Annotated in this window: 14 protein-coding genes and 1 tRNA gene; 8 read left to right on the forward strand and 7 right to left on the reverse strand. The window is 55.4% G+C overall.

From position 1 onward, the window contains the following. Window positions 1-22 precede the first annotated feature (22 nt). The 5 genes from tsaE to EL361_RS04450 are packed head-to-tail and all read right to left on the reverse strand — an operon-like array spanning window position 23 to window position 3,634. Window positions 23-505, reverse strand: a complete 483-nt coding sequence (gene tsaE, locus EL361_RS04430) for a tRNA (adenosine(37)-N6)-threonylcarbamoyltransferase complex ATPase subunit type 1 TsaE (RefSeq protein WP_232034872.1) — start codon at window positions 503-505, stop codon at window positions 23-25. Beyond that, on the reverse strand, window positions 502-963 hold the full coding sequence (locus EL361_RS04435; RefSeq protein ID WP_126377011.1) for a CBS domain-containing protein: 462 nt from the start codon (window positions 961-963) through the stop codon (window positions 502-504). The genes tsaE and EL361_RS04435 overlap by 4 nt, the downstream gene beginning before the upstream one ends. Continuing rightward, window positions 950-2,521 carry an NAD(P)H-hydrate dehydratase gene (locus EL361_RS04440; RefSeq protein WP_126377013.1) on the reverse strand — a complete coding sequence of 524 codons (1,572 nt, stop codon included), beginning with the start codon at window positions 2,519-2,521 and terminating at the stop codon, window positions 950-952. Before EL361_RS04440 ends, EL361_RS04435 begins: the two co-directional genes overlap by 14 nt. Then, complete coding sequence (locus EL361_RS04445) at window positions 2,518-2,895, reverse strand: holo-[acyl-carrier-protein] synthase (protein WP_126377016.1); 378 nt, start codon at window positions 2,893-2,895, stop codon at window positions 2,518-2,520. Before EL361_RS04445 ends, EL361_RS04440 begins: the two co-directional genes overlap by 4 nt. A 13-nt stretch (window positions 2,896-2,908) precedes the next feature. Further along, a complete protein-coding gene (locus EL361_RS04450) occupies window positions 2,909-3,634 on the reverse strand; it encodes a pyridoxine 5'-phosphate synthase (protein WP_126377018.1) in 726 nt (241 codons plus the stop codon). Between the two features lie 234 nt (window positions 3,635-3,868). On the opposite strand from EL361_RS04450, the gene EL361_RS04455 reads away from it, so the two are divergent. After that, entirely contained in the window at window positions 3,869-5,206 is a 1,338-nt protein-coding gene (locus tag EL361_RS04455) for a UDP-glucose dehydrogenase family protein (protein ID WP_126377020.1), read from the forward strand. Window positions 5,207-5,397: 191 nt separating this feature from the next. Here the strand turns inward: EL361_RS04455 and EL361_RS04460 are convergent. Both EL361_RS04460 and EL361_RS04465 read right to left on the reverse strand, forming a co-directional pair. Beyond that, window positions 5,398-5,474: transfer RNA gene (locus EL361_RS04460), tRNA-Trp, on the reverse strand. Between the two features lie 54 nt (window positions 5,475-5,528). Further along, on the reverse strand, window positions 5,529-5,750 hold the full coding sequence (locus tag EL361_RS04465; RefSeq protein ID WP_126377022.1) for a hypothetical protein: 222 nt from the start codon (window positions 5,748-5,750) through the stop codon (window positions 5,529-5,531). A gap of 266 nt (window positions 5,751-6,016) precedes the next feature. Here EL361_RS04465 and EL361_RS04470 point away from each other — a divergent pair, with 266 nt between their 5' ends. The 7 genes from EL361_RS04470 (at window position 6,017) to glyQ (ending at window position 14,812) form a co-directional block, all read left to right on the forward strand. Further along, complete coding sequence (locus EL361_RS04470; protein ID WP_126377024.1) at window positions 6,017-6,493, forward strand: chemotaxis protein CheW; 477 nt, start codon at window positions 6,017-6,019, stop codon at window positions 6,491-6,493. Window positions 6,494-6,745: 252 nt separating this feature from the next. Beyond that, window positions 6,746-10,093, forward strand: coding sequence for a transcription-repair coupling factor (gene mfd / locus EL361_RS04475; RefSeq protein WP_126377026.1), 3,348 nt, complete (start codon window positions 6,746-6,748; stop codon window positions 10,091-10,093). Between the two features lie 23 nt (window positions 10,094-10,116). Continuing rightward, window positions 10,117-11,142, forward strand: coding sequence for a peptidylprolyl isomerase (locus EL361_RS04480; protein ID WP_126377028.1), 1,026 nt, complete (start codon window positions 10,117-10,119; stop codon window positions 11,140-11,142). A gap of 120 nt (window positions 11,143-11,262) precedes the next feature. Further along, on the forward strand, window positions 11,263-12,201 hold the full coding sequence (locus EL361_RS04485; protein ID WP_172961633.1) for a SurA N-terminal domain-containing protein: 939 nt from the start codon (window positions 11,263-11,265) through the stop codon (window positions 12,199-12,201). Window positions 12,202-12,233: 32 nt separating this feature from the next. Continuing rightward, the gene (locus EL361_RS04490) at window positions 12,234-13,130 is read left to right on the forward strand and encodes a helix-turn-helix domain-containing protein (RefSeq protein WP_126377032.1); all 897 of its coding nucleotides are present in this window, start codon (window positions 12,234-12,236) and stop codon (window positions 13,128-13,130) included. Window positions 13,131-13,145: 15 nt separating this feature from the next. Next, complete coding sequence (recO, locus tag EL361_RS04495; protein WP_126377034.1) at window positions 13,146-13,892, forward strand: DNA repair protein RecO; 747 nt, start codon at window positions 13,146-13,148, stop codon at window positions 13,890-13,892. 50 nt (window positions 13,893-13,942) lie between these two features. Further along, window positions 13,943-14,812 carry a glycine--tRNA ligase subunit alpha gene (glyQ, locus tag EL361_RS04500; protein ID WP_126377036.1) on the forward strand — a complete coding sequence of 290 codons (870 nt, stop codon included), beginning with the start codon at window positions 13,943-13,945 and terminating at the stop codon, window positions 14,810-14,812. The last annotated feature ends 24 nt before the right edge of the window (window positions 14,813-14,836 follow it).

Consider the following 14,836-nt stretch of genomic DNA (forward strand, 5'->3'; position numbering starts at 1 on the left):
CGGTTTGGCAGTAGGTAATCGATTATGCCAAAGCAAGAAGAGTCTGTTTGGCCTTCTTTCCTTTTGCCGTCAACAAAATTGTGCGTCCCGATTCCGCTGGCTGCCATTCAAGCAGCAGGTATTCTTCAGGCCAATCTTCTTTTTGCAGAAACTGCGCCCATTCCACCAGCACCAGACTTCTATCATCCTGCATGTGTTCAAGCAGGGAATCATCGGCCGGAAAGCCCTCCAATCGGTACAGATCGAAGTGAGCGGTTTCCGGATCGGTGGGGTACATGTTCATTATATTGAAACTCGGGCTTGAGACCCGCGCTTCGTCACCACCCGGAAGGGCGGACACGAGGCCACGCACAAGGGTTGTTTTGCCCGCGCCGAGGTCGCCCGAGAACAGCAGTACCTGCTCCGGTTCTGAACCTGTCAGTGCTCTTGCCAGTTTGGCCCCGAAGTCGAGGGTCGCACCTTCATCGGGCAGTCGAATTTCAACAATGGCCAGCGCGTTGCTCAAGAATTGCCTCCCGGAAGCAGAGTGCGCAGTACATCTTCTTTGCCCAGAACGCCAACCAGGCTGTCACCGTCCATGACGGGCAGGGTGTGGTATTTATTCTCGACCATCAGCGATGCGATTTCATCAATGGGAGTGTCCGGAGTGACTGTTTTCGGGTCAGGGGTCATGGCCTGGCCTACCGTCAATGCCGTGATCTTTTCCATTTCCTGCTGCAAATCTTTGGTGGACGACAGGGGAATCATCCCATCCAGCAGAGTGAAGACCGAGGGCAACCGCAAGCGCTTTTGCTGAGCCACGAGGTCGCTCTGACAGAGGATGCCGGCAAGGGTGCCATCGTCATGCACCACAGGCAGTCCGTTGATACGTTTTTCAATCATGATTGCCGCGGCATTGGCCACGTCGTCGGAGGTCTTCAGAGTGATCGGGTCAGAAGTCATGATGTCTTTAGCTGTCAGCATCGATCAGTTCCTCCAGTGTTTGGGGTAGCTCAAGGGCGATATCGCCAGCGAGATTGCCACGCAGGGGGTAATCATTGGCCAGTCGTTCACCGGCCAGTCCATGCCAGTAGACACCCAGGCAGGCTGCTTCCAAAGGAGTCAGGTCCTGGGCAAGCATGGCGCTCAATAGGCCGGAAAGAACGTCTCCAGATCCTGCGACGGCAAGATTGGGTGATGAGAAGGGCGAGAGCCATGCTTGGCCACCGGGTTGGGCGATGACCGTGCCTGCGCCCTTGAGAATTGTGATGGCCCCGTATGTGTCGGCTGCCTCGCGGGCAGCTTGCAGGCGGTTGGCTTGAATATCGGCCGTTGAACGCCCCAGCAGGCGGGCCATTTCTCCGGGGTGTGGGGTGAGAATGGTCTGTGGAGCGTTGGGACCCAGCAACTCGGGTTGTTCTGCCAGCCAGTACAGGCCGTCGGCATCCAGGACCAGTGGTGGCAATTCCTGTTCCAGCAGAGCGTCCAGGAATTCCAGAGTGCGTTCGTCGCGACCGATGCCCGGTCCCAGGGACAGGGCGGAAAATTTAGCGATATGATGGAGAAGATCATCAGCCATGGGAGCCATCCAGGCATCACCCTTGCCCAGGGGCAGGGTCATGACCTCGGGGACACCGGCCTTGATCTCCATGGCCAACCCACGTGGGCAGGCCACGGTTGTTAGCCCGGCGCCAGCTCGCAATGCCCCCAAAGCAGCCAGCAGAGGTGCTCCCGTGAGTCCCGGTGAACCACCCATGACCAAGACGTGTCCGGCGTGTCCTTTATGCATGGCTTCGTCAGGGAGCGGAGCAAGAATACCCACGCCGTGCGTCAAGAGGGCACAGGTCGGAGGGGCAGAGCGTTCGATAAATCCCGGAATCCCGATGGGGTGCACAATGATTTCACCGGTCCAGACATCGGCTCCGGGCATCAGTAAGCCCAATTTTGGAGCATGAAAGGTCACTGTACAGTCTGCCATAACGGCCACGGGCTGGGGCCTGCCATTCTCGCCGTTGAGTCCGGAGGGAATGTCCACGGCCAGGACATAGGCTTCCTGGCCGAGACCATTGATCGCATTGATCCAATGTTGCGCGTTGCCGCGCAACTCTCCGGTGAACCCCGTTCCCAGTAAACCATCAATGATAATGTCGGGTGTGCCCAGCTCGGAGGTCATTTCCGTCAGGTTGGGTCCGGAGAGATAGGTCATGGGCAAGCCCATGCGTTGCGCCAAGCGAAGGTTGGTCGCTGCTGCCCCCCGATAGCGCTTTTTGCGCCCGGTATGGATCACTGAAACAAGAGCCCCTGCATCGGCCAGCAAACGGGCGATCACAAAGGCGTCACCGCCATTATTGCCGGACCCGGCCAGCACCAGCGCTCGCAGTCCTTCCAGAGATTCGAATTGTTCTGTCAGGGTATCGAAACAGCCACGTCCGGCGCACTCCATGAGGACTTCCTGGCGCAAGCCGAAATCACTGATGGTCTCTTGGTCCCACAAGGCCATTTCGTATGGCGTGGGCAGTGGGATGCAGGAGGGGATGCTCATGAATCATTCTCCAGGACCACCACCGCGGCTGCCGTGTCGCGACCATGGGTCAGGCTGATGTGTGCGTGGGTTGCGCCAAGTTCCTGACAGCGTAGGGCTGCCCCATCGGTAAAGGTGAGTATCGGTTTGCCCAGTGAGTCTCGCAGGATTTCCATTCCCTGGAAACCCACTCCCTGAGCGATGCCGGTGCCCAAGGCTTTCGAGGCGGCCTCTTTGGCCGCAAAACGTACGGCGACAAAACGAACCTTGTCACCCCGGATGATATCGATTTCAGCGGGAGTCAGGATGCGTTTCACGAATCGGTCGCCAAAGCGCTCCAACGAGTGTTCGATGCGATCCACCTCCACGATATCTATGCCCAGGCCAATGATCATAGAATGATATTCCTTAAGAGACGAAGGAACGAACCAGTTCGTTCATCTCGCGTACAGCCTGACCGATGCCAACATAGGCGGCGCGGGAAATGATACTGTGCCCGATGGAATATTCGTTGATTCCAGGGACCTGGGAAAAATCCATAACGTTGACGTAGTTCAGGCCGTGCCCGAGATTGACTTTGAGGCCAATATCCTGAGCCTGTTTGATCCCGGTCAGGATTTTTTCCAGTTCCGCCTTGGTTGCAGCGCGTCCCTTGGCATCGGCGTAGTGACCGGTGTGAATTTCGATGTATTCGCTGCCTGTCGCCTTCGCAGCTTCGATCTGCTTGGGGTCGGCGTCGATGAACAGACTTGTCTCGATGTCTGCAGCGATGATCGGAGCCAGGAAATCGCGGATTTCGTCAATTCGGGAAGCCACGTCCAGACCGCCCTCGGTGGTCAGTTCCTCTCGTTTTTCCGGAACCAGACAGATGATGTCCGGCATGGTTTCCAGGCAGATGCGTTGCATCTCGTCGGTGGCGGCCATTTCCAGATTCAAACGGGTCTGCACGGTCTGGCGCAGCAGGGCGAGGTCGCGGTCATTGATATGGCGGCGGTCTTCGCGCAGGTGGCAGATGATGCATTGAGCTCCGGCCAGTTCAGCCATGTGGGCTGCTGTTACCGGGTCTGGCTCTGTGCCTTGCCGCGCCTGGCGCAGCGTGGCAATATGATCGATATTTACGGCAAGCGAGGGCATGGGTCCCCTCCCTGAGGGATTGAGGTTTGGATTGGTACTGCCCGTTGTGCGGGTGGATTAAACCGAAATTGTGCCCAACCGTGCTGGAAAGTCAAGGAAAATGGCGGTGTGCATGGGTTCCAGCGGACGGTGACCGTTATGCTATTTATTGACTTGACGTGCCCCCATGGCTACGTTCTGCGCTTCAAGAAATTTGCTTTGCATTAAGCCATAAGGAAACCAAAGGATATTTGAATGAATCTCTGCATTGTCGGCACTGGCTACGTTGGTCTCGTGAGCGCGGCATGTTTTGCTGAAATGGGCAATAATGTGTGCTGTGTAGATGTCAACCCTGCTGTTGTTGAACGCCTCAACAATGGTGAAGTGCACATCTATGAGCCCGGCCTTGAGGAAATGGTCGCCCGGAACAGGGCTGAAGGTCGATTGGCCTTTACCACCACCTTGGCTGAGGGACTTAAGGACGCTGCAGTCGCCTTCATTACCGTTGGTACTCCTAGTCGTGAAGATGGTTCCTGCGACCTGTGCTATGTGCACCAGGTTGCCCGTGACATCGGCCAAGCCATGACTGAACCTTTGGTGGTGGTGGACAAGTCCACCGTACCTGTGGGTACAGCCGATCAGGTTCGGGAAATCATCGCGGAGGAGCTTTCCAAACGAGGGGCTTCCATTGATTATGATGTGGTCTCCAACCCCGAATTCCTCAAGGAAGGAGATGCGGTTTCAGACTTCATGAAACCTGATCGTGTGATTTTGGGTACCGAGAATGAGAATAGTGCCGAGATCATGCGTTCCCTGTATTCCCCGTTTGCCCGCAGTCGCGAGAAGGTCATGGTCATGGGTGTGCGCAGCGCCGAAATGACCAAGTATGCGGCCAATTGCATTCTGGCGACGAAGATTTCCTTCATCAACGAAGTCTCCGGCATTTGTGAAAAGGTCGGGGCGGATGTGCGTGATGTTCGTCTGGGAATTGGTTCCGACCATCGCATCGGCTATCATTTCATTTATCCTGGTGTTGGATACGGTGGCTCCTGCTTTCCCAAGGATGTGAAGGCGCTTATCAACACGGCGCGTGAGGTTGGCCATGAACCCCAACTTCTTGCTGCGGTGGATGAGGTCAATAATCGCCAAAAATTTGCTATTGCCAAGAAAGTGGAAAGCTATTTTGCCCAGCAGGGCGGTCTGGAAGGGCGGACTTTGGCCCTGTGGGGATTGGCTTTCAAGGCGAATACTGACGATATCCGTGAAGCATCTTCTCTGGAGACCATCAAGTATCTTACGGCCAAGGGAATGCGTGTCAAAGCGTTTGATCCGGTCGCTGGCCCCAATACGGCCCGTGAACTGGAAGGTGTGCAGGGTTTGGAGATCGTCGATAGCCAGTACGAGGCCCTGAACGGAGCTGATGCGTTGGCCGTGGTCACGGAATGGAATCAGTTCCGCAATCCTGATTTCGGACAGATCAAGAACAGCTTGAAGGCTCCCTTGATTTTTGACGGGCGCAATCTGTATCCGCCGCGTGATCTTGCGGAAGCCGGGTTTGCCTATTTCTGCATCGGGCGTCCTGATCCCGCATAGAAAATTATTCGCCTTGTTTTAGGCTAAGCCGCTTATGAGGGCAGGCCCCACATGCGAATGCGTGTCGGCTCTGCCCTTTTTCACGCCTGAGGTGTGAGGTCTGGTGGCTGTACCTGAGAGATGGTGTGTGAAAGCAGAGGTGCACGAAAAAGCGCCCTGGTTCAGATGAACCAGGGCGCTGATGTTTTCATTGGCAGGGGTGGAGGGATTCGAACCCGCAACATCCGGTTTTGGAGACCGGCGCTCTAGCCGTTGGAGCTACACCCCTGCGCTGTTGAGGGCGCGAAATTATGGGAATCTTTGCTAAATGGCAAGGGATTTTTTAGGCCGGTAAACGAAGGCTTCGGCGGCAAGAACGGAACTGGAGTTCCAACAGGATGAGACGCTCGTATTCCACCGTGGTGTCGAGGTCATTCATCTCGTCTCCGAGGAATTTTTCCAGGTGTTGGGCTTCTTCCCAAAAGTCCAAAAGTTCGTCGTCGGCCAGGGTCTTGATTTGTTCTTCGAGGGGAAAGTTCGACGACTGGGGCAGAAAATGGGCCATAAAAAGGGCTCCTCCTTGAGCTTGCCGATTGTCTTGGCAAGCGAAGGGCGGACCTTACAGCAGCCTGTGAACAAGGGCAAGTCTGTATGCAGTATGAAAAACATATATCATATCAGAAAGATAGCGGTAAACTCCTGAGGGGGAGCTGCCGATATGACCTGTGGAAGTTCTTGAAATGTGTTGCAAATTGGGAAAAATTTCGTAAAATTAAAAACAAGAACCAATTTGAAGGCACGGTTTTAATCCGGGCAACCTAGGAGAAGAGCATGGACGAGACCCAGAAGAAGCAGGATGCCGAGCTGATTCAGCTTGTGACTTTCTCTATCGGCGAAGAGGAATTCGGCGTCGATATTCTCAAGGTCCAGGAAATTATTCGCACCATGGAAATTACCAAGGTGCCCAAGGCCCCGGACTTTGTTGAAGGGGTGATTAATCTGCGCGGAAATGTGATCCCCATCATTGACCTGCGTAAGCGTTTTGGCCTGCAAACGCGTGAACACGACAAGCACACCCGCATTATCGTTATTGAGATCAATAAGATGGTTGTCGGGTTTGTGGTGGATTCGGTCTCCGAAGTATTGCGGATTCCCGCAAATACGGTTGAGCCGCCGCCGCCGGTCGTCTCTGGTCTGGAATCCGAGTACATCAGTGGTGTGGGCAAGTTGGAAGACCGCCTGCTCATTCTGCTTGATCTTGATCGCCTGCTGTCCGGTGAAGAGAAGGACGTTCTGTTGCAGGTCTAGACGGCGACTGGACAATACCGTATCCAAAGGCCGCGGAATACGGCCCTGTGGAGCCGCCGTGTCCGCGTAAGCGGAGCGGCGGTTCTGTTTTTTCAACTCATCAAGGTTACCCTCAAAGCAGTGATTCTTCCCGAAATATTACGCCCGTTCGTTTCGAGTGAAGCGGAGCGAAACCTCAGGGTCTACAAATCAGGCCCAGGAACCCAGGCCGCTGCGGCTGCGGGACTTTTGTCACGTGGGCGAAGTGTTGTCATGGTCGTTCCCGGTGCTCGTGAATTGCACCAGACCAAGGCTCTGCTGGAACTCATGACCCCGGGCGGAGGCAAAGCCTTTCCCGAAAATCCCTGGACAATGCTGCCGCCGTATCCGGCGCAGTCGGCAGATCCTGGACGCTGGGCCGGTCGCTGGGCCGGGCTCTACGGACTGGCCCGTGGCTCTGGCGCGCGCGGAGTATTGTTGTCCGTTGATAATCTGCTGCCCAAGTGGCCACCTGTAGATGTTCTGGACCATCATCACCTGATACTGTCCAAGGGTGAGGAACTGCTGCTGGACGACCTGCTCGAGCAATTTGCGTTGTGGGGATACGAGCGGGTCACCCGGGTGAGTCGCCCTGGTGAGATCGCCATGCGTGGCGATATTTTGGATCTGTATGCGCCAGGATACGACAACCCGCTGCGGTTTGAATTTTTTGGAGACAGCCTTGAAGACATCAGGCTGTTCGACGCGACGACACAGCGCTCCCGCACCGATATCCAGCAAGCGGTCATCCTGCCATGCGCGCCTGCCCTCCTGACTCCGCCCTTAGTGGAAGCGGCGCAGGCCAAGTGGAAACGTTTGAAGGGGATCGGTGAACTTTCAGGGCAGGCCTGCGAAGAGCTTGAACGCCGGGTTGAGTCCACCAACGGCATGACCCGTCCAGGATTGTTTTATGAGAATCCGACTGCGTTGAGCCAGTGGCTCCCGCGTGACGCCGTGTGGCTGCTGTGTGGTGCAGGGACCATTCGAACTCGCCTGGACGAAACCGAATGGGCCTGGACCGGGCGTCTGGATGAAGAGGCCGATCAACATGGCTGGCGTCCGCCTCGCGCTCAGCTGTTGGAAACTGGCGAACGGGCCCGGCAGTCCTGGATGGATCGTGCACAGATCCATTTTGAGGACCTGACCATCGGCGACAAGAAGGATGGAGCCGAATTGCCGGAGAAGGCAATCCATTCCTTTGATGATCTGTTCTGGAAGCCGGAAGAGCGCAATCGGCCTTGGCATGCGCTTTTGGACTCCTTGCGCAAGTGGACGCGAGAGAGACCGCAGACGATCCTGAGTTTTCGTAATGAGGCTTCGCGCCGCAAGTTCATGAAGCTGGCTGCTCAGGACGACGTTGTTCCTGCGATGGAGTACGCACCCGATCGTAAGGGGCTGTTTGCTCTGATTTCCCCCATGCGCAAAGGGTTGGAGCTTTCCTGGAGCCATGTGCTGGTACTGTCGGAAGACGTATTGCAGCCCACTCCGCGTGGTGCGCGGCTACCCGGTTCGGATAAAAAATTCAAGGGCATGTCCAGCCACGAAGACCTGAGCGTTGGCGATCTGCTGGTGCATCGGGACTGGGGACTGTCAAGATTCGAAGGGCTGCATCGACTTGAGCTTGGCGGAGTTTCCAACGACTACCTGCTGCTGATCTATTCAGGGGAGGACAAACTCTATTTGCCTGTGGACCGCCTGGATGTTGTGCAGCGATTCAAGGGCCCGGAAGGAACGACACCGGTCCTGGACAAGATGGGTGGTGCGGCCTGGACACGAGCCAAGTCCAGAGCCCGCAAGGCTGTGGAGAAAATCGCCCAGGGACTGGTTGAGATGTATGCCTATCGTCAGGTGGTGAAGGGGCATGCCTATGCTCCCGGTGGTGACGAATACGCCGAATTCGAGGCCTCTTTTGGCTTTGAAGAAACCCCAGACCAGGAAGCTGCGATTCGTGACGTGATGGCCGATATGGACAAGCCAGCCCCTATGGACAGACTGGTTTGTGGCGATGTCGGTTTCGGCAAGACCGAGGTTGCCATGCGGGCCGCTTTTCGTGCTGCCATGGGGGGGCATCAGGTGGCCCTTCTCTGTCCCACAACGGTACTGGCCGAGCAGCATTATCAGAATTTCAGGAGGCGCATGGAGGGATTTCCTCTTCAGGTGGCCATGCTCAGCCGTTTTGTCACGCGCAATAGTCAGAAATTGACCCTTGAAGCCGCAGCCAGGGGGCAGGTGGATGTCCTGATTGGGACCCACCGCATGTTATCCAAGGACGTCAATCTCCCCAACCTGGGATTATTGATTCTGGACGAGGAGCAACGCTTCGGGGTGCGACACAAGGAGCGCATCAAGGAACTACGCAAGAATATTGATGTTCTGACTCTGACTGCCACTCCCATTCCACGCACCTTGCAGTTGTCATTGGCCGGAATCCGAGGGCTGTCGGTCATGGAAACACCGCCTCTGGACCGCAAGCCTGTGCGCACTTCAATTTTGGAGCGGGAAAAGAAACCACTTGGGGCCATGCTGGCGCGTGAACTGGAACGTGATGGACAGGTTTTCTGGGTCCACAACCGGGTCAAGAGTTTACCTCGGGTCGTTGAATACGTGCAGGAATTGGCGCCCGGTGCCCGTATCGGCCTGGCTCATGGTCAGATGAAGGAGCGTGAGCTGGAGGAGACCATCCATCAGTTCTGGCATGGGGAATTGGATATTCTGGTTTGTACGGCCATTATCGAATCCGGGTTGGATTTTCCTCGGGCCAATACCCTGATCGTCGACCAGGCCCAAATGTTCGGTTTGGGGCAGCTGTATCAGCTCCGAGGACGGGTGGGGCGCAGTTCCCGCCAGGCTTATGCCTGTTTTGTGATTCCCTCGCTGGATGGACTGCCCGAGCTTTCGCGCAAGCGTTTGCAGGTTATTTTGGACATGGACTATCTGGGAGCCGGTTTCAAGGTCGCCATGGAAGACTTGCGGCTGCGTGGGGCCGGCAACATTCTGGGTGAAGCTCAGTCCGGTACTGTGGCCAAGGTTGGGCTGGATCTGTACCTTGAGATGCTTGAAGAGGAAGTGCGGCGTATTCGTGGTGAGGATCTTGTACAGGAGACCAGTCCTGAATTGAATTTCATGTTCGAAGCCCATATTCCCGAAGAATATATTCCAGACACGCAGGAGCGGTTGCGTTATTACAAGGCCCTGTCCTCTGCTGCTGACCCGGCAGCCTTGGAAGAGTTGACCTCCGAGGTGCGTGACCAGTTCGGAGTGCTGCCGGTGCCATTGGAACGTTTTCTGGCTGTGCTGCGTTTCAAACGTCTGCTTGGGCGTTTGCAGGTGGCGAAGGCGGATGTTTCGCCGGTCAGGGCTGTACTGACCTGGGCCGAAGGTGCAACGGTTGTCACCTCTGACAGAATTGTCGCCTTTGTTCAGGAAAATGGACACGAGGCACGTTTGTTGCCGCCGGGCAGGCTGGAAATTCGTGTTCAAACTGATGGTAGCGTTCGCCAGGGGTTGTCCACTCTGGAAAAGGCGTTGACCGCTCTTCTCCCCGGGGCTACAACACCCGGAAACGACAAATTGCCCCAGTAAGTATTTAAAGGTCTATTATCATTATGAAAAGACTGTTTTATGCTGTCACTTTGATGCTCTTGGCAGTATCTGGTCTGTCTGGTTGCGGTGGCGATCAGGAAGAGCACGGTATTGTTGCACGGGTCAATGGACGTCCGATTACTCTGGAGCAACTTCAGCTCAAATACGATTTCAAGAAACTGTCCTACGCCGCTGAAACAGCCGGTGTAGCTGCCTTGAAAAAGGACTATGGCGGTATTCTTACAGATCTGATCGTCCAGGAGCTTGTGACGCAGGAACTTGAGACCTTGGGGCTTTCGGTGACTGACGAGGAACTTGCTGCTGCCGAGAACGAGATTCGTGCCGACTATCCCGAAGGGGCCTTTGAAGAGGTTCTTGTCGAGGAGTATCTGGATCTGGAATTCTGGCGTCAGGAATTGCGTAATCGGTTGGTCATGGAGAAATTCTTCAGCGAAGTCCTGCGCCCCGATATCACCATTGGCTATGAAGAAGCCGAAGCGTATTACAAGACGCATATTCAGGACTTCTTCCTGCCTTCCAGACTCAGTTTCCAATTGGTCTCAGGTCCCAGCCGTGAAGGTGTCCAGAATGCCCTGGATCTCTATCGCAAGGGTGAGACTCTCGAATCGTTGCAAGGACGGTTTGATCGTATCGCCATTCGTGAAATTCGGCTTCGGGAAGATCGATTGACCGTGAATTGGAAGAATGCTCTCAAAGGCTTGGCACCTGGAGAGGCCAGTTCTGTACTCGGTGGTGAAAATGGCTATGAAGCCCTCGTGTTTTCCGAGAAAATTCCGGCCAAGGTTTTGGATCCATCTCAGGCCTATCCCGTTGTAGAGAGGGTTTTGCTGGATCAGAAACTGAGGGAATCTTTTGATTCCTGGTTGGATGATGCGTTGGCTGTTGCCGTGATCAAGGTGACTCCACATCTGCCCATCAAGCTCACAGCCGAGGAGCCTTCCGTGGAGGAAGGGGTTTTCCCCGCTGAGGAGGTTGAGCCGCAGCAGGAAGGAGTTGCTTCAGATGCAGAGGCCGCTTCCGGCCAGTGATCTGTGTCTCCGGCATGGTCTGGAGTTCGAGAGAAACGTCATCTGGCACCATTTAGCCGGATGCAGGATAGTTGAATGCGGAACCCCATGGGGCCGCGCCTAGAACCAAGGAGAGTTCAGTTGCTGTCCATTATCCGTATTGCCATCCTGGTGGTGGCGCTCACAAGCGTACAGCCTGCCGTCGCAGGGGACGTCGTTGATCGTATCGTTGGCATGGTCAATGGCGAAATTATCACATTGTTCGATCTCAATGAGCGTATGAAGCCGGTTTTTGAGAAGTTCCAGGGCCGTGAAGTGACCGATAAGGAAAAGGCGGCCATCGTTAATATCCGTAAGAATTTACTGGAGCAGATGGTTCAGGACATCCTGATCAAACAGCAGATAGCCAAGTTGGGCGTGACTGTGACCGACAGCGAGATTCTGAATGAGATGGAGTCGGTGCAGAGCCGCAACAAGATGTCGAAGGAAGATTTCGAAGCTCAGCTGAGGCTTGAGGGAATGACTGTTGAGCAGTACAAGAAGAAGCTTGGGGATGACATCCTGAAGCATCGTCTGATTGGGGCGATGGTCAAGCGCAAAGTCGTGGTCAGCGATGAAGAGGTCAAATCGTATTTTGATGAGCATCGCAGCCAGTACGCCAAGGACAAGCGGGTCGAACTTGCCGTCATTCTTGTGCCTACGAAAGACGGAGCGGATAAGCTTCACGCGGCCATCACCAAGGGTGAAATGACCTTTGCCGAGGCTGCGGCCAAGTATTCCCAGGGGCCGGGAACGGACCAGGGAGGTAATCTTGGGACGTTGGAGTGGGGCAGTATTGCGTCGGACTGGCGTGACGCCCTTGAAGGTGTCCAGCCCGGTGGTCTGAGCAAGTCTTTTGAGTTCAGGCAGATGGGGGCGATTCTTCAGCTCGTGTCTGTGGCCGGTGGCGAAGCCCTTGAGTTCGATGCTGTTGTGGAAGCTGAAATTCGTCAGAAGCTTTATCAGCAGCAATTGGAAGAGCGTTTTAATTCATACATGGAACGCCTCCGCTCTGAAGCGGTGGTTGAGATAAAGCTCTAGGCTTTGTGTCTGGAGCCAACGGGAGTCAGTGAATGAATCTCAATGATATGGGTCAGAACCTTCGGCGCGAACGTGAGCGTCAGGGATTGACCATTGATGAAGTGGTCCAACGAACCAAGATCAGCAAGTCGAATATCCTGGCTATGGAGGCCGGGAATATGGACGAGTTGCCACATCCTGTCTACGCCAAGGGTTTTGCACGTAACTACGCAAAGCTGTTGAAACTTGATCCTGAAGAGTACGCGTCTGCCATGGGTCGTGAATTCGTGACCGAGGATAACGTCGGCAAGGACGTTGCTTCGGATGAATTCGAAGAACAGATTCCACTGGAATCCTCGGGTAACGGGCTCAAGATCCTGGTGCTTGGGCTGGCCTTGTTGGCAATGGTTATTGGTGGTGCCATCTTCATGTTTTCCTCTCCAGCGTCTGAGGCGCCTTCGGATGTTCTGGCTCCGGCGCATGTTGAGCAGCCAGCAGTTGAACAACACACGACTCCGGTTATTGACGATACAGTCTCTGCCACTGAAGTACCTGTAGAGGCTGATGTGGAACAACAGGCTGCGGGGACTGTTCAGGATGAAGTGGCCCGGGCAGAACAAGCGGTTCAGGATGCTGCTCCAGTTGTTACCGGCCATGCAGCTTCGACCGATGCCATGCACGATCCTTCCGATTCCCGCGAGCGGGTGGTCGTGGAGGCCGAAGAACCCTGCTGGGTGTTGGCCGAAGTTGACGGCGGTGAGAATGGCGAAGGTGGCGTCACCGTGGATGTGATGCTCCAGCCGGGGCAGTCGAAATTGCTTCGGTTTCACAAGACTCTTGTTGTCAAACTGGGCAATGGAGGCGGTGTGAAAGTGACGTATAACGGTCAGCCTTATTCCTTCACAGCGCAGTCCGGTCAGGTCAAGACGCTGCTTTTCCCCGCTCCCTAAAGGTAAGGGCCGCATATGGAGTTCACGGAACGGTCCCTGATCATCAAGGTGGGGCGCTTCCGCGAGATTGATCTCTGGGTGCGGCTCGCCACCCCCTCACGCGGTGTATTCACCGCTTTCGCATTTGGGGGGTCCAAGAGTCGGCGCCGTTTTCTTGGCTGTCTGGACCCCTTGAACCATGTTCTCTTCCGGTTCAAGAAGAGCCCCCGGGGCGAGTATCTTTACCTGATGGAAGGTACGCTCATTTCGGGGCATCCTCATTTGCGGTCCAATCAGCGAATGCTGGGCCGTGCGGCCAACTGCCTGAAATTTTACGAATCTGTTTACGAAGGGCCTGGCGATTCCCGACAGGGGTTCGAACTCTTGTCCGAAGCGCTGTCTGTACTGGAAGCCGCTGTTGATTCCTCTCCCATGTTCCCTGTGTTGTTCCGGGCCAAGGTGGCCTTCACGCAGGGATATGGCCCGGCGCTGTTGACTTGCCCTCATTGCGGAAAAGACTTAAGGAATTCCGTTGCGCCGATGTTCCTGGTGGAGCAGGGCCAAGTGGCCTGTACCGAGCATATCCAGGGAAGTGGTAGACGAATCCCCCTGGGAACGGAAGCCTTGGATATCTTGAGGATAGTCAAGGCTGGCCGCCCCGAGGACTGGCATGCTCTGGAGCCTTCTCCCGTAGCCAGGCGACAACTGTATGATATCGTTGACGGCATTGTGCGTTACCATCTGGGCCTGGCCTGGGAAGATGGCCGTTTTCAACGAATTTGACGCTATTCCCGAGTAGTTCTGTCCTTCTGGGCAGTGAGAAAGGAGACGATATGCATTTCCAGGACGTGATTCTGGCCCTGCAGAGATTTTGGGCTGACCGTGGTTGCGTGATTCAGCAACCGTATGACATCGAATGCGGTGCGGGGACGTTTAACCCGGCGACTTTCTTCCGTGTAATCGGTCCTGAGCCGTGGAGTGTGGCCTATGTGGAGCCCTCCCGCAGACCCACCGATGGTCGCTACGGAGAGAATCCCAACCGCCTGCAGAATTTTTCGCAGTTTCAGGTGATTTTGAAGCCTTCCCCCGACAATATCCAGGAGTTGTATCTGGAAAGTCTGCGGGCTCTGGGCGTTGATCCTGCCGAACACGATATTCGGTTTGTTGAAGACAACTGGGAATCCCCGACTCTGGGTGCCTGGGGCCTGGGCTGGGAAGTCTGGCTCAACGGCATGGAGATCACCCAGTTCACCTACTTCCAGCAGGTGGGCGGTATTGATCTGTCTCCCGTCAGTGTGGAAATTACCTACGGTCTGGAACGAATCTGCATGTATCTTCAGGAAAAGGAGTCGGTGTACGACCTGACCTGGAACGAGAATGTGACCTACGGGCACGTCTTCCATCAGAACGAGGTGGAGCAGTCGCGTTACAACTTCGACCTTTCCGATGCGGACATGCTGCTCAAGCTGTTCGATATGTACGAGGGCGAGTGCAACAAGCTGTGCGAGGCCGCGCAGCCTTGGCCTGCCTACGATTATTGTCTGAAATGCTCCCATACCTTCAACCTCCTGGACGCCCGTGGAGCCATCTCCATCACCGAGCGCATGGCTTATATCCTGCGTGTGCGTTCCCTGGCCCAGAAGATCGCCCGGCTGTATGCCGACCAGCGCGAGGAAATGGGTTATCCCATGCTCGCCAAATAGGGCGACAAGCGAGAAGGACGAACG

The sequence above is a fragment of the Desulfovibrio ferrophilus genome, from assembly GCF_003966735.1.
Classification (GTDB): Bacteria; Desulfobacterota; Desulfovibrionia; order Desulfovibrionales; family Desulfovibrionaceae; genus Desulfovibrio_Q; species Desulfovibrio_Q ferrophilus.